We start from the raw sequence: 18,725 nt of genomic DNA, 5'->3' as shown, positions 1-18,725 counted from the left end.
GGGTGACCTCTCTCGTCGTCGGAAGAGGTCCATCCAAGCATGTTGCCTTCTGTAGACAAGGTTAGGTAAACCTATCCTCATGCTTCGGAGATCATCGCTGCGCCTGGCGGGCGCCGCCGCCACACTCGCCCTGCTGACCACCGCCTGCGGTTCCGGTGACGGCGACGACGGTGACGCCGGCGACGGCGCCCAGCAGGGCTCCCGCCAGGTCAGCACCACCCTCGGCACCGTCGAGGTGCCCGAGACCATCGACTCCGTCGTGGTTCTCGAAGGACGCCGCGACCAGGACCTGGTGCTCTCGCTCGGGCTGCCGCTCACCGGCATCCCGCAGATCGACCCCGAGGCCGGCTACGAGCTGGAGAACCCGCTCGCCGCCGCCACGCAGGCCTCCGGCGCGAAGGAACTCTTCCTCGAGGGCGAGATCAACCTCGAGGCCATCGCCGCCACCGGCCCCGACCTGATCGTCAGCCGCGCCTCCGACGTCGAGGGCATCCAGAGCGAACTGGAGGCCGTCGCACCGGTTCTCGCCGTGGGCGAGCAGACCACCTCGACCTGGCAGGACGACCTCACCCTGCTCGGCGAGGCCACCGGCACGCAGGACAAGGCGGCGCAGCTGATCGCCGATTACGACGCCCGGGTCGCGCAGATCAAGCAGAAGTACGCCGACGAGATCGCGGACACCACGATCGCGCCCATCGTCTACAACCTCGAGGGCACCGGAATCCGCGCCCAGCGCCTCCAGTCCCAGGTGCTGCGCGACATCGGGGCCACCCCCTCCGAGGCCTTCGCCGACGCCATCGCCGACGCGGACACCGAGGTCGAGTTCAGCCCCGAGCAGACCCTCCAGGCCTACCAGGACGCCGACGCCATGCTCGTCGCCGTCAACACCGCCGACGAGTGGCAGGCCGCGCAGAACGACCAGCTGTTCCAGCAGCTGCCCGCCGTCGAGAACGACCGGATCGTGCGCACCGACAAGTTCAGCTTCGAGGGCGGCCCGATCACTGCCATGCACGTGCTCGACGTGGTCGAGCAGCTCTACGCCTCGTGAGTCTCGCCGGAACGGTGCCCACCCCGGCACCCACCGTCACCCGGGCCAGAACCGTTCCGGCACAGACCAGGTCGCTGGCCGTCACGGCCGGCTGCCTGGGGCTGGCCGTCCTGCTCGGCCTCGCCGTCGGCTCGCGCGGCCTGACCCCCGCCGAACTGCTCGGCGTCGTCACCGGATCCGGCACCGCCGAGGCCCGCGCCATCGTGCTCGACCTGCGGCTGTCGCGCACCCTCGCCGCCGTGATCGCCGGAGCCGGGCTCGCCGTGGCCGGCGCCGTCATCCAGGGCCACACCCGCAACCCCCTGGCCGACCCGGGACTGCTGGGCGTCACCTCCGGCGCCGCCGTCGCGGTCGTCCTGGCCATCTTCCTGCTCGGCATCACCGACCCGGCCGGCTACCTGTGGTTCTGTCTGCTCGGCGCCCTGCTCGGCACCGTCCTGGTCACCGCCGTCGGCCTGGCCGGCGCCCGCCGCCGCGACGCCTCACCGGCCGCTCTCGTGCTGGCCGGCGCCGCCGTCAACGCCCTGCTCGCCGCCGTCACCGGCGTCCTGCTCCTGCTCGACTCGGCCACCCTCGACGTCTACCGGTTCTGGACCGTCGGATCCCTCGCCGGCGGCCCCGACCCCGAAGTCCTGCGCGTCGCAGGCCCGTTCGTGCTCGCCGGCATCGTCCTGGCCCTCGCCCACGCACCCGCCCTCGACGCCCTCGCGCTCGGCGACGACGCCGCGAAATCCCTCGGCCGCAACCCCTTACGCACCCGCCTGACCGGGCTGGCCGCCGTCACCCTGCTGGCCGGCGGAGCCGTCGCCTGCGCCGGGTCGCTCGGCTTCGTCGGGCTCGTCGCACCGCACGTCATGCGTCGCGTCACCGGCCCCGGCCATCGCTGGCTGCTGCCCCAGTGCGCGCTCGCCGGTGGGGTTCTCGTGCTGCTCGCGGACGTCATCGGCCGGCTGGTCGTGCACCCCGCCGAACTCCCGGCCGGGGTCGTGCTGGGTGTGCTCGGCGCCCCCGCCTTCATCGCGATCGTGGTGCGCCACAAGAACCAACGCAACAACCAAGGACGACGATGAGCACCGGGCCACGGGTACCCGCCGTACGGTTCCTCGGCGTGAGCGCCCGCCTGAGACCACGGCACCTGACCGTCATCGCCCTCGCGACGCTCGCCGCCCTCACCGTGGCGGTGATCTCGGCCGGCGTCGGCGACTACCACATCCCGCCCGCCCGGGTCGTGGCCGTGCTGCTCGGTCGCGGCGACCCGATGGAAGAGCTGGTGCTCACCACCATCCGGCTGCCCCGGGTACTGCTCGGCCTGATCGTCGGCGCGGCCCTGGGCGTCTCCGGCGCCGTCACCCAGGCCACCGCCCGCAACGCCCTGGCCAGTCCCGACCTGCTCGGCGTCAGCGCCGGCGCCGGCGTCGGCGCGGTCACCGTCATCGTCATCGGCGGCCCGGCCGGCTCCGGTCTCCTGCGCTCGATCGGCGTCCCGGCCGCCGCGCTGGCCGGGGCCACCCTCGCCGCCGCGGCGGTGCTGCTCGTCCTGCGCACGACCGGGACCGACGGCCTGCGCCCCCTGCTGGTCGGGGTGGGCGTCTCCGCCTTCCTGTCCGGCATCGTCAGCTGGCTGATGGTCGCCGCCACCATCGACGACGCCGCCCGTGCCACCGTCTGGCTCACCGGCACCCTGAACGGCCGCTCCTGGCCCGAGGTCTGGTCCTCGGCCGCCGCCCTGGCCGTGGTCACGCTGCCGCTGGCCGTGCTCGCACCGCGCCTGCTCACCCTGCGCCTGGGTGTCGACGTGGCCCGCGGCCTGGGGCTGGCGACCGGCCGCACCCGGACGATGCTGCTCCTGACCGCGGTGATCCTGGCCGGTGCGACCACCGCGGTCGCCGGGCCGATCGGTTTCGTCGCCCTCGTCGTCCCCCATCTGGCCCGGCTGGCGACCGGAGCTGCCGGGCCCCCGCTCGCGGCCTCCGCCGTCATCGGGGCCCTGCTGCTGGTGAGCGCCGATCTGGTGGCGCGCACCGCTTTCGCCCCGATCCAGATCCCGACCGGCGCCGTCACCGCCTTCGTCGGGGCGCCGTTCCTGATCTGGCTGATCGTCCGCAACCGTCGTGGGGTGCTGTCGTGAGTTCGTCCATCACCGGCTCGGGACTGCGCGTCTCGTACGACGGTCACCTCGCCCTGGACGACGTCGCGATCGAGATCGCCCCCGGCACCGTCACGGCCGTGATCGGCCCCAACGGCTGCGGGAAGTCCACCCTGCTGCGGACTCTCGGGCGTCTGCTGAAACCCGATGCCGGCATCGTGACTCTCGACGGCACCGCGATCAACCGGCTGCCCTCCCGGCAGGTCGCGCAGCGGATGGGCGTGCTGCCCCAGTCGCCCACCGCCCCCGACGGGCTCAGCGTGCTCGACCTGGTGGCCCGTGGACGCGACCCGCACCGGCGCTGGTACGACCAGTGGTCGGCGAAGGACGAGGAGATCAGCCTGGCCGCCCTCGAGCGCTGCGGACTGCTGGAGCTGGCCTCGCGCGAGGTGGACTCGCTGTCCGGCGGGCAGCGCCAGCGCGCCTGGATCGCCATGGCCCTGGCCCAGGAGCCGAACCTGCTGCTGCTCGACGAGCCCACCACCTACCTCGACGTGGTGCACCAGATCGAGGTGCTCGACCTGCTGCGTTCCCTGCACGCCGAGGCGGGCACCACCGTGGTGATGGTGCTGCACGACCTCAGCATGGCCGCCCGGTACGCCGACCGGTTGGTGGCGATGCGTGCCGGTAGGGTGATCGCGGACGGCGGTCACGCCGAGGTGATCACGCCCCCGGTTCTGGCCGGGGTGTTCGACCTCGACTGCGACGTGGTGACGGACCCCCGCACCGGGCGTCCCGTCGTCCTCCCGCACGGGCGGGCACCGGTGAGCAGCACGGCTTCTGGAGTGGACCTGGATGAGCGAGAGCGCACGAGGACGTCGCGCTAACGTCATGATCGGCGACCCGCCGAGCATGACCGACCTCGCCGCGCAGGCGCTGCGCGACATGATCCTGCGCGGCGAACTGGCGCAGGGCGAGCGGGTGATCGAGAACCAGCTCACCGCCACGCTCGGGGTGAGCCGGCCCCCGCTGCGCGAGGCCCTGCGCATCCTGCACCAGGAAGGGCTGATCGAGCAGGTGCCCCGCCGCGGCGCCGTGGTGCGGGTGCTCACGCTGCACGACGTGTACGAGATCGTCACGCTGCGCACCACTCTCGAGACCATGGCCGTGCACCTGGGCGTGCCCTGCCGGCATCCCGAGCGGCTGGCCCGGCTGCACGAGGCCCTGACCGTCTGGGAGCGCCACGCGGCCGAGGGCCGCGAGGACCTGGCCACCGAGGACTCCTCGCGGTTCCACCTCGCCCTCATCGGCCTGGCCGGGCACTCCCGGCTCGACGGCGCCTACCGCGCCATCGCCCTGCAACTGCGCATGTGCATGGAGCTGAACCGGGCCGCGCGCTCGTCGTCCGAAACCCTGACCGAACGCGCCGCCCGGCACCGGCGGCTCTACACGATCATCGAATCCGGCGACACCGCGGCTGTTCTCGCCGAACTGGCCGACCCGGCGTCCCTGAGTTTCGTGCTCGCCTACGCCGAGACCCACCCGCCGGCCACCCCTGAGTCCCAGGCCTGGCTGGAGTCCCTGCGGGGCGCCGGCGGCTGACCGCCTACCAGGGCGAAGCGGCCCAACGGCACGATTCTGCCCACCAAGGCGGGTGCCCCGACGTCCACGACCTCCGGGCGGGGAGCCCACGTGCCGATCTGACGGGATGAGCCCCCGTGCAACCCCGGATCCTGCCGATTCCGTCGTACCCAGTATGAGCACCCTGGAGCCGCGATGAAGAACAGACGGGACGACGAGTTCCGGGCCTTCGTCCGTGACCACCGGGCCGGCCTGTTGCGCACCGCGGTACTGCTGACCGCCGGCGACCGGCACCTGGCCGAAGACCTGACCCAGACCACTTTGACCACCTTGTACGTGAAATGGCCGGTGTACCGTCAGGCCCGCAACCCGGCGGCCTACGTGCGGCGCTGCATGGTGAACGCGCTGATCGACGAGAAGCGCCGGCCCTGGCGCCGGGAACGCGCCACCGACGAGGTGCCCGAAGGAGCGCTGGACAACGTCTACCTGCCCTACGACCAGATCGCCGCGGACCTGCGCTCGGAGGCCCTCTACGCGGCGCTGCGCGATCTTCCGCCCCGGATGCGCGCCGTGCTGGTGCTGCGCTACTTCCACGACCTGAGCGTGGAGGAGACGGCCGAGGCCCTGACCTGTTCCACCGGCACGGTCAAGAGCCAGGCGAAACGAGCCCTCGACAAGCTTCGCGAGCGGATGTCCGACCGGCTCGCGCCCGACACCTCTGGAGCCTACGGTGCCTGACCTGCGCGATCTGATGAACGAGGCGGCCGACCGGATCGCCGTCCCCTCCGACTCGACGGTCGAGGCCGACCTGGTGCGCGGTCGCCGGGCGCGGGCCCGGGTGGCCCGGCGCCGGGCGCTGGTCCCGGCCGGACTGGCCGCCGCCGGTGGTGTGCTGGCCTTCGCCCTGCTGGGCACCGGGCCGGCCGGCACCAGCACGCCCCCGCCGACGGCGTCCCTGGTGCTCACTTCCTACCAGGGTGCCCAGCCGAAGGGCTTCACCATCGACCAGGTGCCCACCGGCTGGGACGTGCAGGCCCTGGACGAGAGCCACCTGCTGCTCGGGCCGGCCGGTGCCGCCGACCAGGACCCGGACGAGTACGAGGGCAAGATCCTGATCAGCCGGGCCAACGAGCTGGAGGAGTCGGCCGATCGCGGCGACACCCACCCGCTGAGGGTCGGCGACGTCACCGGCACCCGGTTCTCCTTCGCCACCGACTTCGTCGACGGCGAATCGGTGTACGGGCCGGACGCGTCCCCGGGCCTGCTCGTGCCGGAGCGCGACGGAACCCTGCTGTTCCAGTTCCCCGACGACCTGGACTGGGACGACGCGACCATCGCCCGGTTCGCCGCGGGCGTGCACCTGACCGGTGACGCCGAGACGGCGGGCGGCTGAGGCGCCGCTCGCGGGCTGGCGGCAGGACGGAACATGCTCCCGGGCAAGGCATTCCGCCCCGGGAAGAAGAGCACTCGGCGTGCGGCGCGGATGCCGATGACGCGGGCTCCGGGCCGGACGGTGGACCGGGGAAGTCCACCGTCCGGTGATTCTACGCCGCGTAGACGTCTGTGTATCTTGACGTTCTACGCGACGTAGAGACGTCGCGGACGGCCTTCCCGACCTGCACAGGAGCGCTCCCGTGACCCTGCCCGCCGACCGGACGGACGATCCACCGATCGAGGTCGACCACACCCCGGAGACCGAGCCCGGAGCGCAACGGCAGCGTGCCGCCGGCCAGAGTCCTTCTGTCTGGCGCCCTTTGATCCTGCGGGTGCACTTCTACGCCGGTGTGTTCATCGCCCCGTTCCTGGCCGTGGCGGCCCTGACCGGCCTGGCCTACGTCTTCAGCCCGCAACTGGACGGCATCCTCTACGGTCGTGAGCTGCACGTGGACCCGGCCGGTCGCACCGCCCTGCCGGTCGCCGAGCAGGTCGCGGCCGCTCGGGCCGCGCACCCGGAAGGCGTCGTGGCCCAGATCGTCCCGGCCGAAACCGCCCACGACACCACGCAGGTCGCGTTCGACCTGCCGGAGCTCACCGACGACCGGCAGCGCACCGTCTACGTCGACCCCTACACCGCGCAGGTCCGCGGCGAGCTGACCACCTGGTTCGGCTACACGCCGGTGCGCACCTGGCTCGACGACACCCACCGCAACCTCCAGCTGGGTGACGGGGGCCGCTGGTACAGCGAGACCGCCGCGAGCTGGCTGTGGGTCGTCGTGCTCGGCGGCCTGTTCCTGTGGTGGCAGCGGCTACGCCGCCGCACCCGCGACCGGCGGGGCTTCCTGCGCCGAGCCCTGACCCCGGACCTGGCGGCCCGCAAGGGCGTTCGCCGCACCCGGGGCTGGCACGCCACCGTCGGCGCCTGGCTGGCTGTCGGCCTGCTCTTCCTGTCCGTCACCGGCCTGACCTGGTCGCGCTGGGCGGGCGGCACCTTCGGCGAGATCCTCGCGGCGCTGGACAGCACCTCCCCGCAGCTCTCGGCCACCCTCGGCGAAGGCCTGTCCGGCCAGGAGTCCACAACAGTGGACGACGTGCTCGCAGCCGCGCACGGCGCCGGCCTGAACCACTCACTGCGGCTCACCCCGCCGCAGGCCGCGGGGGAGGGCTGGCTGGTCGTGGAGAAGGACCGCAGCATTCCCGTGCACTACGACCAAGCGCTGGTGGGCGTCTCCGGAGGCAGCGAAAAGGTGCTGAGCGTCAGTCGATTCGGCGACTGGCCGGTCCTGGCCCAGGCCACCCGTCTCGGGGTCGCCGCCCACATGGGTCTGCTGTTCGGGCCGGCCAACCAGATCCTGCTGGCCGCCCTGGCGATCGGGCTGCTGTGCGTCATCGTCTGGGGCTACCGGATGTGGTGGCAGCGCCGGCCCACCGGCACCCGGCTGGCCGTCGGTGCGGCCCCGCAACCCGGTGCCTGGCGCCGGATCCCGCCCGCGCAGCTGCTGTTCGCGCTCGCGCTCACCGCGGCCATCGGCTGGTTCATGCCGACCATCGGCATCGCCGTGGTGCTCTTCCTGGCCGTCGACGCGGTCGTGAGGCACCGGTCCCCGGGGAAGAGGGCTAGGCTCATGGCCGCTACATCGCGGAGAGCCGAGGGAGGAGAACGGTCATGACCCGGCGCGACCATCTGGAAAGAGCCGTGCTCGAATGCCTCTGGAACCATCCTGACGGCCTGAGCGCACCCGAGGTGGTCGACCTGCTCGCCGAGCGTGAGCTCGCCCCGACCACGGTGCACACCGTCCTCGATCGCCTGCGGGCCAAGAAGATGGTCGAACGCGAGCGCGACGGGCGGGTGTTCCGGCACCGGGCCACCCGCAGCCGCGAGGAGGTCACCGCCGACGCCATGCTCGCCGTGCTGCAAGACAGCGCCGACCACCATCTCGCCCTGTCGATGTTCGTGCGGTCGGTCTCCCCGGCCGACGCCGCCGCACTGCGCCAGGCACTCGACGGGCAGCCCGGCGAATCGGGACCGCCCGAGCCGGCTTCGGCCAAGCCCGCACCGGCCAGGTCCCTGCGGGGACGCCTCCGGCGCTCGTGACGCTGGAACTGGCCGGGCACGCGGCCCTGCCCCTGATCGTCGTGGCCCTGCTCTGGCCGGTGCCGCACCTGCTGTCCCGGGCCCGCTGGACCAGCCGCGCACCCCGGGCCGCCGCGATCACCTGGGTGGTCTACGCCCTGGTCACCGCCTACACGCTGCTGCTGATCCCGGCGCTGTCGGCCGACTCCTGGCTGATCGCCGGGCTGTTGCTGGCCTGGATGCTGGGCCGGCTGGCCCACACCGTGCTGTCATTGCGGCGTGCCCAGCGCCGGCACCTGGACGCCCTGGCCGTGATCGCGGTGTACGACCCAGAGCTGCGCGTGTACATTGTGGACGACGAAAGACCGCTCGCCTACTGCGTTCCCGACGGCGCCCGGCCGAAGGTCGTGGTCACCCGGGGCTGTCTGGAACTGGCCGACGACACCGAGCTGCGCGCCATCCTCGCCCACGAGCGCAGTCATGCCCACAACCGGCACGACCTGCTGGTCACCGGATTCCTGGCGTGGCGCCGCATTCTGCCGTTCGTGCCGTCGGGCCGCACCGCGGCCGAGGCGGTGCACGCCATCACCGAGGCCTGGGCCGACGACGCGGCCGCCGCTCAGGTGAGCCACGCCGTGACCTTGCGGGCCATCATCCGCCTCGGCTCCGGAATGCCCGGCGGTCTGGACCATCTCGGCTGGGAGCCGGACCCGGCCACCCTGGCCCGGGTGCGCCGCCTGCTGGGGCGGATGCCCGACCGGCCCCGCTATGCCGGCCACTGAACCGTCCCGTTCCACGCATCCGGGGCGACGGGCGTCCTCATGAGGTTCGGCCCGCCGCCCCGTGATCGTCTCCGGTCAGGCGAACCGGGCCGCCGGCCTCACCGCAGGGACCCGGCAGCCGCGACGAGATTGGCCAGGGAGGCCCTGACCTCGGGTTCGTCCCGGGTCTTCAGCCCGCAGTCCGGGTTCACCCACAGCCGCCCGGCCGGCACGTGCTCCAGGGCCTGGCGCAGCAGGCCGGTGATCTCCGGCCGGCCCGGCACCCGGGGGGAGTGGATGTCGTACACGCCCGGGCCCACGCCCGACGGGTACCCGGCCCGGGACAGATCCCCGGCGACGGCCATGTGTGAGCGGGCGGCCTCCACGCTGAGCACGTCGGTGTCCAGATCAACCACGGCGGAGAGGATCTCGCCGAACTCGGCGTAGCACATGTGGGTGTGGATCTGGGTGTCGTCCCGCACACCGCTGGTGGCCAGCCGGAACGCCCGGGTGGCCCAGCCCAGGTATGCCGCGCGGTCGGCGGCCCGCAGCGGCAGCCCTTCCCGCAGGGCCGGCTCGTCCACCTGGATCACCGCGGTGCCGGCGGCCTCCAGATCGGCCACCTCGTCGCGCAGGGCGAGCGCGACCTGCTGGGCGGTCTCCTCCAGCGGCTGGTCGTCGCGCACGAACGACCAGCACAGCATCGTCACCGGGCCGGTGAGCATGCCCTTGACCGGCTTGCCGGTGAGCGACTGCGCGTACCGTGTCCACCCCACGGTCATCGGTGCGGGGCGCGAGACGTCACCGACCACCACCGGTGGACGCACGTAGCGGGTTCCGTACGACTGCACCCATCCGTGCCGGGTGGTCACGAAACCGGCCAGCTGCTCGGCGAAGTACTGCACCATGTCGTTGCGTTCGGGTTCGCCGTGCACCAGCACGTCCAGGCCCAGGGCCTCCTGCAACCGGATCACGTGCTGCACCTCCGCCCGCATCCGCTGCACGTACCCGGCCTCGTCGAGCTCACCGCGCCGGTACCGGGCCCGGGCCGAGCGCAGCGCCTGGGTCTGCGGGAACGAGCCGATCGTGGTCGTCGGCAACGCCGGCAGGGCCAGTCGCCGGGCCTGCGCCCCGGCGCGTTCGGGATAGGCGCTGGGACGGTGGGTGTCGGCGGCGGTGACCGCGTCGACGCGGTCGCGGACCGCCGGGTCCCGGGTGATCGGTGATCCGGCCCGGTGCCGCAGAACCGCATCACTGGCCTGGAGGGCGTCCCTGATCGTCGTGGTCCCGGCGGTGATTCCCCGCGCCAGCGTCACCACTTCGCGAGTCTTCTGCCGCGCGAAGGCGAACCACCGGCGCAGGTCCGGGTCCAGCTGCGTCTCCGCCTCCAGGTCCAGCGGAACGTGCAGCAGCGAGCAGGATGTCGAGACCACGACCTCCTCGGCGAGGCCCTGCAACGTGGTCAGCAGGTCCAGTTGCCGGCGCAGGTCGGCGGCCCACACGTTGCGCCCGTCCACCACCCCGGCCACCAGCCGCTTGCCCGGCAGGCCGCCGATCGTGGCCAGATCCCGCGCGTTCGTGACGGCCGGGCCGGTGAAGTCCAGGCCCACCCCGTCCACCGGGGCCTCCCGCAGCACGGCCAGCGCCTCACCGGCCGGGCCGAAGTAGGTGGCGACCAGCAGCTTCGGCCGGGTGGCCAGGCCGCCGAGCCGGGCCAGGGCGACGGCGGTCGCGTCCAGCACGGCCCGCGGCTGGTCCTGCACCAGCGCCGGCTCGTCCAGCTGGACCCAGGCCACACCCTCGGCGGCGAGCCGGGTGAGCATCTGCTCGTAGACCGGCAGCAGACGCTCCAGCAGCGACATCGGATCGAATCCGGGATCCACGCCGGGAGCGGGCTTGGCCAGGCGCAGGAACGTCACCGGCCCGATCAGCACCGGACGGGCCTGAAGGCCCAGGGTGCGGGCCTGCCGGTACTCGGCCACCGGCTGGTCCGGATGCAGGGCGAACGTCGTGTCCGGGCCGAGCTCGGGCACCAGGTAGTGGTAGTTCGTGTCGAACCACTTGGTCATCTCCAGCGGCGCCACCTCGGCGGTTCCCCGGGCCATCGCGAAATAGGTTTCCAGATCCGCGTTCTCGCCGGCGAACAGGCCCTGGTGCCGCTCGGGCACGGCGCCCACCATGACCAGGGTGTCGAGCATCTGGTCGTACAGGGAGAAGTCGTTGCACGGGACGCTGCTGAGCCCGGCCTCACGCAGGGTCTCGAACACCGCCCGGCGCTCGGCCACGAGCGTGCGCCGCACCTGGTAGGCGCTCCGCTCACCCCGCCAGTAGCTCTCGATCGCCTTCTTCATCGCCCGGTCCCGGCCGGTCCGGGGATACCCCAGGATCGTCGCAGGCAACGGTTCACCACTGAAAGTGTCACTGAGACTGTTGGTCACGTGCTCTCTCCTCGCGAGCTCGGTCACTCCGGTGAACCGAGGCAGGAAAGAGCCACGGCCTGCGCCGCCGCTCTGGCTGACCTGCCCACGTGGTCACCGGAAACCCGTCGCCCCGGTGGGCCGACGGCATCGCTGGCAGGTATTCGGACTCGCGGGCACGCGCTCCGGCACGGAGCACACCTACCGGCCGTCGCTTCCCAGACGTGTCGCGTCCAGTGCTCATGACGGCTGTCGTTCCCACTCACCGCTGCGGGGCAGTCCCGGATTCGCACCGGGTTCCCTCTTGCGACCGGCGTACCTGGCGGGCACGCGGAACCAGCAACGGGATCACCATACCCAGGAGCCGGGTGGACGCGCGGCCCGCCCGTGGGTCCCCATCGCGGCCGTCGTGCGCTAGGTTGCTTATTGCCAATACTTCGCAATAGGAGGATCGCGTGGCCGACTACTCGCTCCCGGATCTGCCGTACGACTACGTGGCCCTGGAGCCGTACATCTCCGGCAAGATCATGGAGCTGCACCACTCCAAGCACCACAATGCCTATGTGACCGGGGCCAACACGGCGATCGAGCAGTTCGCCGAGGCCCGGGAGAAGAAGTCGTTCGGTGCCGTCAACGCCCTTGAGAAGAACCTGGCCTTCCACCTGGCGGGGCACGTCAACCACTCGGTGTTCTGGCCGAACATGAGCCCCGACGGCGGCGACAAGCCGGTCGGTGAGCTCGCCGCGGCGATCGACGAGTTCTTCGGCGACTTCGACGCCTTCCAGGCCCACTTCACCGCCAACGCCCTGGCCGTCCAGGGCTCGGGCTGGTCGATCCTGACCTACGACGTGATCGCCCAGCGGCTCTACATCGTGCAGCTGTACGACCACCAGGGCAACGTTCCCACCTGCCAGGTGCCGCTGCTGATGCTGGACATGTGGGAGCACGCCTTCTACCTTCAATACACCAGCGACAAGGCCAGTTACGTGAAGAACTGGTGGAACATCGTCAACTGGGCCGACGTCCAGTCCCGGTTCGAGCGGGCCCGCAGCCAGACCGACGGTCTGCTCGTCCCGTGACCCCGGGGCCGCACGACCACCGGGCCCAGCTGCTGGAACTCGTCGATGCGGCCCAGCGGGTCGCGGGCGTGATCGCCGCCCGCGACCGTGGTGACAAGGCCGACGCCGCACAGCTTCTCGGCACGCTCCAGGCAGACGGGATGCTCGGTCAGGGCGCCCTGCTGCTGGCCGACATGCTCTTCCAGCTGCACCGGGAACGCACCGGCGACGACGTCCAGACCACGCTTCGCCAGCTCTGCCTCCAGCTGGAGGCATCGGTCCGTGCGGCCTGAAGAAGACTCCTGCGCGTCGGCTTAGCGCGCAGGACCGACGAGGACGGCGTCAGATCATGGGAACCTGGCGCCGTCCTCAATTTCTCTCTGACGCACAGGTCGTGACGGAAGGTACTCGTGAACGCGCTCGCCACAGCTGTTCGCACCCGCACCACCAGCTGGCGCGGGGTCGCGGTCCTGATGGGGCCCGCGCTGGTCGCGGCCGCGGCATACGTCGACCCGGGCAACGTGGCCACGAACACGGCGGCCGGCGCCCGGTACGGGTACCTGCTGGTCTGGGTGGTCGTCGGGGCCAACCTGATTGCCGCCCTGCTGCAATTCCTCTCGGCCAAACTCGGCATCGTCACCGGCCTCTCGCTGCCCGAGCTGCTGCGTGAGCGCCTGTCCCGCCGGGCGCGCATCGCCTACTGGCTCCAGGCCGAGCTGGTGGCCATGGCCACCGACCTGGCCGAGATCGTCGGCGGCGCACTGGCTCTCAACATCCTGTTCGGCCTGCCGGTCCTGGCCGGGGCCCTGATCACGACCGCGGTGTCGCTGCTCGTGCTCGGCGCCGGGCAACGGGGCGGCATCCGCACGTTCGAACGGGTCGTCGTGGCCATGCTGCTCGTGGTGTTCACCGGTTTCACGGCCGGGCTGCTGATCCAGCCGCCCCCGGCCGGTGAGGTCGCCGCCGGCCTCGTCCCGGGACTGGCGGGGAGCGAAAGCCTGCTGCTGGCCGTCGGTATGCTCGGGGCCACGGTGATGCCGCACGCCATCTACGCCCATTCCGCCCTGGCCAGCGAGCGTCGCGGCCGGGTGCCCGCCGCGCGGCTGCCGCACCTGCTGCGGGCCACCCGCTCCGACGTGGCGGTGGCACTGCTGGCGGCCGGGGCGGTGAACCTGGCGCTGCTCCTGCTCGGGGCGGGGGCGCTCGGGGGAGCACAGAACGTGGACTCGATCCAGGGCGTCCACGCCGCGCTCGGGCACACCCTGGGATCGCCGGTGGCCCTGCTGTTCGCCGTGGCGCTGCTGTTCTCCGGCTTCGCCTCCACCGCGGTCGGCTCCTACGCGGGCGCGGTGATCATGGGAGGGCTTCTGCGGCAGCAGGTTCCGGTGCTGGCCCGGCGGGCGGTCACGGCCCTGCCGGCGGTCGTGGTGCTCGCCGCCGGGGTCGATCCGACCGTGGCCCTGATCCATTCGCAGGTCGTGCTGTCGTTCGGCATCCCGTTCGCCCTGATCCCGTTGCTGGTGCTGACCTCTCGCGCCTCGGTGATGGGGGACTCCCGGAACGCGCCGCTGACGGTGGTGGCGGCCACGGCCGCGTGCGCGCTGATCGTGGCCCTGAACGTCGTGCTGCTGGTGCTCACCTTCACCTGAGGTCGATATCCTGCGGCCATGGCGGTTGTCACCGTGGTCGGGATCGGCCGGATGGGGTTGCCGATCTGCGCTCGCCTGCTGAGCGCCGGGCATGCGGTCACGGCCGTGGACGTCTCCACCGCCCGCCTGGCCCTGGCCGCGGATCTCGGTGCCCGCACCGGGCTTTCGCCGGAGGCAGCCGTCGAGCGGGCCGAGTTCGTGCTCACCGTGCTGCCCGGCAGCCCGGAGCTCGAGCAACTGATGAGCGAGAACCTCCTGGACCGGCTGTCCGGCCGGATCTGGGTGGACCTGACCAGCACCGACCCGGCGCTGGGGCGGCGGCTGGCGGAGCAGGCCGGGCAACGGGGTGCCGCAGTGCTGGACGCCGCGATGGGCGGAGGGGTTCCGGCGGCCGAGAGTGGCACGCTGACACTGTTCGTCGGCGGCGAGCGGGCCACGCTGGAGGCGGCCCGGCCGGTACTGGAGCCGCTGGCGCAGCGGATCAGGCACCTGGGCGACGCCGGGGCCGGGCAGGTGGCCAAGCTGCTGGTGAATCTGCTGTGGTTCGGCCAGGCTCTGGCGGTCGGCGAGGCGCTCCTGCTGGCCCAGGCCGAGGGGCTGAATCTGACCGCGGTGAGCCAGGTGCTGGCCGAGGGCCCTGCCGGGTCGGCCTTCGTCTCCCAGTACCTACCGGCCCTGTTCACCGGCGACTACCTGACCAGCTTCGGCCTCGACCGCGTGGTGGAAGAACTGGACTCGCTGCGGGCCCTGGCCGCCGGGCACGGCCTGCCGTTCGACCTCTCGGCCCTGGTGGCCGACCAGCACGCCCGCGCCCTGCGGGAATTCGGGGCGGTGGACGGCGAACTGATGGGCATCGCGTATCTGGAGGCACGGGCCGGCCGGCTCCTGCGTCCCGAGTAGCGCGTCGACCGTCTGCTCCTGCCCGCGCCACGACGCGGGCAGGAGCAACAGCCGTCAGTCCTTGATGGTGTTCGTCCCCGTCCCGCCGGAGATCGTGTCGTCACCCGGCCCGCCGGAGATGTAGTCGTCCCCGCTGTTGCCGTAAATGACGTCGTTGCCGCTGTTTCCCTGGATGTTGTCGTTGTGGCGGCCGCCGTACAGCTGGTCGTTTCCGGTGCCGCCGGTGATGTTGTCGTCCCCGTCGTTGCCGTAGATGATGTCGTCGCCGGCGTTGCCCCACAGCTGGTCGTCGTCCGGGCCGCCGTTGATCAGGTCGTTGCCGTCGTCGCCGTACACCGCGAGAGCGCGCCCGATGACGGTGATCTCGTCGTCACCGCTGCCGCCCCAGGCCTGCGACTCCTTGCCGACGGTCAGGGTGTCGTCGCCGTCCCCGGCCATCAGGTAGGCGTCGAAGGTGTCCGTGCGGGTGGTCACGTAGGTGTCGTCGCCGGCCCCGAGGTCGACCACGGGGGAGTAGCGGGTGGTCAGGTTGGTGAAGCGCAGGGTGTCGTCGCCCTCGCCCAGCTCGATCCGGCCCTGCGGGCTGCCGGCGGCCTCCTCGTAGTCGATCACGCACGCCACCTGGGTCAAATCGTCCGTGGTGGGGTGCACACAGTTGTACCCGGCCTCGATCTCCACCACGTCGTCCACCAGGAAGACGACCGACTCCCAGTCGGTGGCGATCGCCATGCTGATGTCGGCGTCGTTCTTGCCGGGCCCTCCGGTGTACTGGAAAAGGCCGAGCGCGTCACCGTCGTCGGTCACCGCGGCGGTGGCCGTGCCGTCGGCCGCCTGCGCGGCGCCGGACCAGACCGGTGTCAGGCTCACGGTCAGGAGGGCGGCGCTTCCCGCGAGGGCGGCCAGGCGTCTGTGGCTGGGGGTCATGCAGGTGCCTCCGGTCAAGATCAGTGACGATTGCACCACACAGTGACACGCCTGGCGTGTTTGTGCCTGATGAGCGGTTCGCCCGTCATAGGCCGAAGGCGCCGCCCTCGACCAGGATGAGCAGCCCGATACCGATCAGGACCAGGGGAAGCAGCAGATGGCCCCACCGGGACAGGGCGGCGGCGACGGCGGGCCGGGTCGCGAACCAGCGGCCCGCGGCGATCCAGACGGCCACCAGCACCAGGAACACGGCGATGTACACGCTCGTGCCGCCGACGCCCGCGGTGGCGAAAACCGGCACGTAGACGCCGATGTTGTCACCACCGTTGGCGAAGGTGACGCCCGCGACCTCCAGGCTTCCGGGGCCGCCGCCGGAGTTCTCCCGCTCCTCGTCCGGGTCGTGGCGGTGCCGCCAGCCCTGCACCGCGGCCCGGACGCCGAGGGCCAGAGGCAGCAGCCCGAGGTAGGGGACGGCGTCGTCCGGCAGGAACCCGGCCCCGGCCGAGGCCGCCACCGCGGCGGCCAGGATGCCGGCGAACCCGAGGTACTGGCCCAGGGCGATCGCCCGCACCCGGCCGGGGCCCTGGGCGAAGAACAGAGCCAGGATGAGGATGTCGTCGATGTTGGTGACGGCGAACAGGGCTGCGGCCTGGCCCGCTCGGACTCCCGGTGCGCCATGGTGAGCAGGAGCTGCCGGCCAGCGACGCGGTGACGCCGCGCAGCCCGGGCCACGGCCTCGACGTCGCGAACGCTCACCGTGGCGGCGCGCGAACGAATCTCGTCGTCGGCGCCCTGGATGAGCAGGAACTGACCGACCAGGGCCAGGCTCAGGTCGCGGAAGGTGAAGCGGTGCGGTTCGGCGCCGCCCGAGAGACTTCGGTAGAGAGGCAGGGCCAGGTCGAGGTCGTCGACATAAATCCGGGCGAGCACGCCGAGGACCAGGGAATCAGACATGCCGGATCAGCGGCTCGGGGGCCGACGGTATTCCTGACAGGACTGGTCGGGATCCTTGCACCGTACCTCTGATGACCGGGAGGACCTTTGCCCGGGTGACGAAAATGCGCACAGGGCAAGGGGTCCGGGAGGTGACGAACGCGTCGGTGGTCTCCAGGGCGACGTACTCGTCGACCACGCCGTCCGATACCGGTGTTGCCGCTGCTGAGGTCGACGATCGAGCCGCCCGCCGCGAGCACGCCCCGTTCCTCGGCGTCGCGGATGACGGCCCAGGCGATGCGGTCCTTCACCGAGCCGACCGGGTTGTGCGTCTGCGGCTCGGCCAGTACCTAGGCGCCCGGCCCGCGTCGGGCCGTGGAGCGACGGAGCTCGAGAAGGGGCGTGTCGCCGATGAGTTCGGTGATCTCGGAAACCGGTGACGCCAAGGCGTCCTCCCTCTAGCAAACTCTATTAATTCGATAGACAATAACCCGCATGGCCGAGACCTGGGAAGCGCTGACCCCACGGCGCAACGTCCACAGCTACACCGATCAGCCGGTCGCGCCGGTGCCGCCGGACCGCCGCCCGCTGGAAGACGTCGTGCACCGGGGCACCCGGTGAGCTCCTGGCGCAGGAAGCCCGTCGTGAGCGTGCCGTCCGCGTACCTCGGGTACGACGAGGACATTGCCCTCTTCGGGTCCGGTGACGTGATGCGGGCGGTCACCGCGGACGTCGCCGAGCGGCGGGGCGCCCGGCCGCACAGCCCTCTCGATGCACCCGACAGCCAGGACGCCCGGGACGTTCGGGGCGTCGGGAGGAGGAAGAAGCGATGACCCACGGACGTCCCCTCTTCCTGGCCGTCGACCTCGACGGCGGCGGTGCCCACCCGGCCGCCGACGGAGGGTTCTCGGCCGTCGCGCTGCGCCAGGCCGTCCACCTGGCCGAGGACATCGGTTTCGTGCTGGCCACCTTCGACGACGCCCCGGTCCCGCCACCGGGTGCGGTCACCGCCCGGCTGGAGGCGGGCACCCGGGCCGCGTTCGCGTCCACCGTGACCGGCCGGATCGGCCTTGCCCCGGTGCTGCACACCAGCGTCACCGAGCCGTTCCACCTGGCCACCCAGCTGGCCAGCCTGGACCATGCGAGTCACGGCCGGGCCGCCTGGCTGGTCGGGGCGGCCAGTGACCCGGCGGCCCTCGCCACGGTCGGTGCAGCCGCACTGCCCGAGGACGCCCACCGCGACGAAGTCGCGGACGTCATCGTCACGGCGCGGTCGTTGTGGGACTCCTGGGAGGACGACGCCGTGATCCGCGAGGTGACCACCGGCCGCTACCTCGATGCCGCGCGCGTTCACCACATCGACTTCACCGGAGCCACCTTCAGCGTGAAGGGGCCGCTCATCACGCCCCGGCCCCCGCAGGGGCAGGTCGTCGTGATCGCGCCCGAGCACCTCGGGGTGGACGAGCACGCCGATGTCGTCCTGACTCGCGAACCACGCCGTTCCGGGCGCGAGCAGCTGGTGTTCGCCGATCTGGAGGTCGTCCTCGACACGCCCCGTGAGCCGGCGGGCGAGCGCCTGGCCCGCCTCGACGACGGCGTCCCCTGGACGAGCGACCGGCTGCGGCACGTGGGCTCGGTCCAGGCCCTGGGCGACCTGCTCGCCGACCTGCACCGCTCGGTCGACGGCGTGCGCCTGCTGCCGGCCGAGCAGGCCGTCGACCTGCCGCTGCTGGCCCCGCTGGTACCGGAGACACCGCCGGGGCTGACGCTGCGCGAGCGTCTCGGCCTGCCGGTCCCGGTCAACCGGTACGTCACCGCCTGAGCATCCAGCGGTTTCCCGTAGCGAGACGAGGAGGG

General features: G+C 72.0%; 22 protein-coding genes and 1 riboswitch. Of the genes, 19 read left to right on the top strand and 3 right to left on the bottom strand.

The genetic code is table 11. The features are described 5' to 3' along the window. Nucleotides 1-79 precede the first annotated feature (79 nt). From KIH74_RS33815 to KIH74_RS33770, 10 genes are all read left to right on the top strand, one after another. Entirely contained in the window at nucleotides 80-1,048 is a 969-nt protein-coding gene (locus KIH74_RS33815) for an ABC transporter substrate-binding protein (protein ID WP_214160511.1), read from the top strand. Next, nucleotides 1,045-2,118: a FecCD family ABC transporter permease gene (locus tag KIH74_RS33810; protein WP_214160510.1), complete on the top strand. Its 1,074-nt coding sequence runs from the start codon at nucleotides 1,045-1,047 to the stop codon at nucleotides 2,116-2,118. The genes KIH74_RS33815 and KIH74_RS33810 overlap by 4 nt, the downstream gene beginning before the upstream one ends. Next, entirely contained in the window at nucleotides 2,115-3,176 is a 1,062-nt protein-coding gene (locus tag KIH74_RS33805; RefSeq protein WP_214160509.1) for a FecCD family ABC transporter permease, read from the top strand. The genes KIH74_RS33810 and KIH74_RS33805 overlap by 4 nt, the downstream gene beginning before the upstream one ends. Continuing rightward, nucleotides 3,173-4,021 (top strand): ABC transporter ATP-binding protein, encoded by an 849-nt coding sequence (locus KIH74_RS33800; protein WP_308114073.1) that lies wholly within the window; start codon nucleotides 3,173-3,175, stop codon nucleotides 4,019-4,021. Before KIH74_RS33805 ends, KIH74_RS33800 begins: the two co-directional genes overlap by 4 nt. A gap of 4 nt (nucleotides 4,022-4,025) precedes the next feature. Then, nucleotides 4,026-4,736 carry a GntR family transcriptional regulator gene (locus tag KIH74_RS33795; protein WP_214160508.1) on the top strand — a complete coding sequence of 237 codons (711 nt, stop codon included), beginning with the start codon at nucleotides 4,026-4,028 and terminating at the stop codon, nucleotides 4,734-4,736. 174 nt (nucleotides 4,737-4,910) lie between these two features. Beyond that, the gene (locus KIH74_RS33790) at nucleotides 4,911-5,453 is read left to right on the top strand and encodes a SigE family RNA polymerase sigma factor (protein ID WP_214160507.1); all 543 of its coding nucleotides are present in this window, start codon (nucleotides 4,911-4,913) and stop codon (nucleotides 5,451-5,453) included. Next, nucleotides 5,446-6,108, top strand: a complete 663-nt coding sequence (locus KIH74_RS33785) for a hypothetical protein (RefSeq protein ID WP_214160506.1) — start codon at nucleotides 5,446-5,448, stop codon at nucleotides 6,106-6,108. The genes KIH74_RS33790 and KIH74_RS33785 overlap by 8 nt, the downstream gene beginning before the upstream one ends. A 241-nt stretch (nucleotides 6,109-6,349) precedes the next feature. Next, complete coding sequence (locus KIH74_RS33780; protein WP_214160505.1) at nucleotides 6,350-7,822, top strand: PepSY-associated TM helix domain-containing protein; 1,473 nt, start codon at nucleotides 6,350-6,352, stop codon at nucleotides 7,820-7,822. After that, nucleotides 7,819-8,247, top strand: coding sequence for a BlaI/MecI/CopY family transcriptional regulator (locus KIH74_RS33775; RefSeq protein WP_214160504.1), 429 nt, complete (start codon nucleotides 7,819-7,821; stop codon nucleotides 8,245-8,247). Before KIH74_RS33780 ends, KIH74_RS33775 begins: the two co-directional genes overlap by 4 nt. Continuing rightward, nucleotides 8,244-9,008, top strand: a complete 765-nt coding sequence (locus KIH74_RS33770; protein ID WP_214160503.1) for a M56 family metallopeptidase — start codon at nucleotides 8,244-8,246, stop codon at nucleotides 9,006-9,008. The genes KIH74_RS33775 and KIH74_RS33770 overlap by 4 nt, the downstream gene beginning before the upstream one ends. Nucleotides 9,009-9,106: 98 nt before the next feature. Here the strand turns inward: KIH74_RS33770 and metE are convergent, their stop codons facing one another. Then, complete coding sequence (gene metE, locus KIH74_RS33765; RefSeq protein WP_246573728.1) at nucleotides 9,107-11,386, bottom strand: 5-methyltetrahydropteroyltriglutamate--homocysteine S-methyltransferase; 2,280 nt, start codon at nucleotides 11,384-11,386, stop codon at nucleotides 9,107-9,109. A gap of 156 nt (nucleotides 11,387-11,542) precedes the next feature. Beyond that, a riboswitch (cobalamin riboswitch) is annotated at nucleotides 11,543-11,760 on the bottom strand. 99 nt (nucleotides 11,761-11,859) lie between these two features. Between metE and KIH74_RS39085 the strand changes: the two genes are divergently transcribed. The 4 genes from KIH74_RS39085 (at nucleotide 11,860) to KIH74_RS33745 (ending at nucleotide 15,011) form a co-directional block, all read left to right on the top strand. Next, nucleotides 11,860-12,483, top strand: coding sequence for a superoxide dismutase (locus tag KIH74_RS39085; RefSeq protein ID WP_214160502.1), 624 nt, complete (start codon nucleotides 11,860-11,862; stop codon nucleotides 12,481-12,483). Continuing rightward, nucleotides 12,480-12,755 carry a hypothetical protein gene (locus tag KIH74_RS33755; protein ID WP_214160501.1) on the top strand — a complete coding sequence of 92 codons (276 nt, stop codon included), beginning with the start codon at nucleotides 12,480-12,482 and terminating at the stop codon, nucleotides 12,753-12,755. Before KIH74_RS39085 ends, KIH74_RS33755 begins: the two co-directional genes overlap by 4 nt. A 117-nt stretch (nucleotides 12,756-12,872) precedes the next feature. Further along, nucleotides 12,873-14,111: an Nramp family divalent metal transporter gene (locus tag KIH74_RS33750; protein WP_308114072.1), complete on the top strand. Its 1,239-nt coding sequence runs from the start codon at nucleotides 12,873-12,875 to the stop codon at nucleotides 14,109-14,111. A gap of 18 nt (nucleotides 14,112-14,129) precedes the next feature. Next, nucleotides 14,130-15,011 carry an NAD(P)-dependent oxidoreductase gene (locus tag KIH74_RS33745; RefSeq protein WP_214160500.1) on the top strand — a complete coding sequence of 294 codons (882 nt, stop codon included), beginning with the start codon at nucleotides 14,130-14,132 and terminating at the stop codon, nucleotides 15,009-15,011. Between the two features lie 54 nt (nucleotides 15,012-15,065). On the opposite strand, the gene KIH74_RS33740 is transcribed toward KIH74_RS33745, so the two are convergent. Continuing rightward, nucleotides 15,066-15,935 carry a calcium-binding protein gene (locus tag KIH74_RS33740; RefSeq protein ID WP_214160499.1) on the bottom strand — a complete coding sequence of 290 codons (870 nt, stop codon included), beginning with the start codon at nucleotides 15,933-15,935 and terminating at the stop codon, nucleotides 15,066-15,068. An 85-nt stretch (nucleotides 15,936-16,020) separates the two neighbouring features. Next, complete coding sequence (locus KIH74_RS33735; RefSeq protein ID WP_214160572.1) at nucleotides 16,021-16,575, bottom strand: cadmium resistance transporter; 555 nt, start codon at nucleotides 16,573-16,575, stop codon at nucleotides 16,021-16,023. A gap of 29 nt (nucleotides 16,576-16,604) precedes the next feature. On the opposite strand from KIH74_RS33735, the gene KIH74_RS33730 reads away from it, so the two are divergent. From KIH74_RS33730 to KIH74_RS33715, 5 genes are read left to right on the top strand one after another with little or no spacing between them, the layout of a single operon-like run. After that, a complete protein-coding gene (locus KIH74_RS33730) occupies nucleotides 16,605-16,961 on the top strand; it encodes a hypothetical protein (RefSeq protein ID WP_214160498.1) in 357 nt (118 codons plus the stop codon). Further along, complete coding sequence (locus KIH74_RS33725; RefSeq protein ID WP_214160497.1) at nucleotides 16,961-17,308, top strand: hypothetical protein; 348 nt, start codon at nucleotides 16,961-16,963, stop codon at nucleotides 17,306-17,308. The genes KIH74_RS33730 and KIH74_RS33725 overlap by 1 nt, the downstream gene beginning before the upstream one ends. Nucleotides 17,309-17,363: 55 nt before the next feature. After that, on the top strand, nucleotides 17,364-17,489 hold the full coding sequence (locus KIH74_RS38180) for a hypothetical protein (RefSeq protein ID WP_281431616.1): 126 nt from the start codon (nucleotides 17,364-17,366) through the stop codon (nucleotides 17,487-17,489). Between the two features lie 23 nt (nucleotides 17,490-17,512). Further along, nucleotides 17,513-17,701 (top strand): hypothetical protein, encoded by a 189-nt coding sequence (locus tag KIH74_RS33720; protein WP_214160496.1) that lies wholly within the window; start codon nucleotides 17,513-17,515, stop codon nucleotides 17,699-17,701. After that, a complete protein-coding gene (locus KIH74_RS33715) occupies nucleotides 17,698-18,690 on the top strand; it encodes an LLM class flavin-dependent oxidoreductase (RefSeq protein WP_214160495.1) in 993 nt (330 codons plus the stop codon). Before KIH74_RS33720 ends, KIH74_RS33715 begins: the two co-directional genes overlap by 4 nt. Nucleotides 18,691-18,725 lie beyond the last annotated feature (35 nt).

This window comes from Kineosporia corallincola (assembly GCF_018499875.1).
Lineage (GTDB): Bacteria > Actinomycetota > Actinomycetes > Actinomycetales > Kineosporiaceae > Kineosporia > Kineosporia corallincola.
Note: the sequence above shows the minus strand (reverse complement) of the source record. Positions and strands in the feature narration are given on the sequence as shown.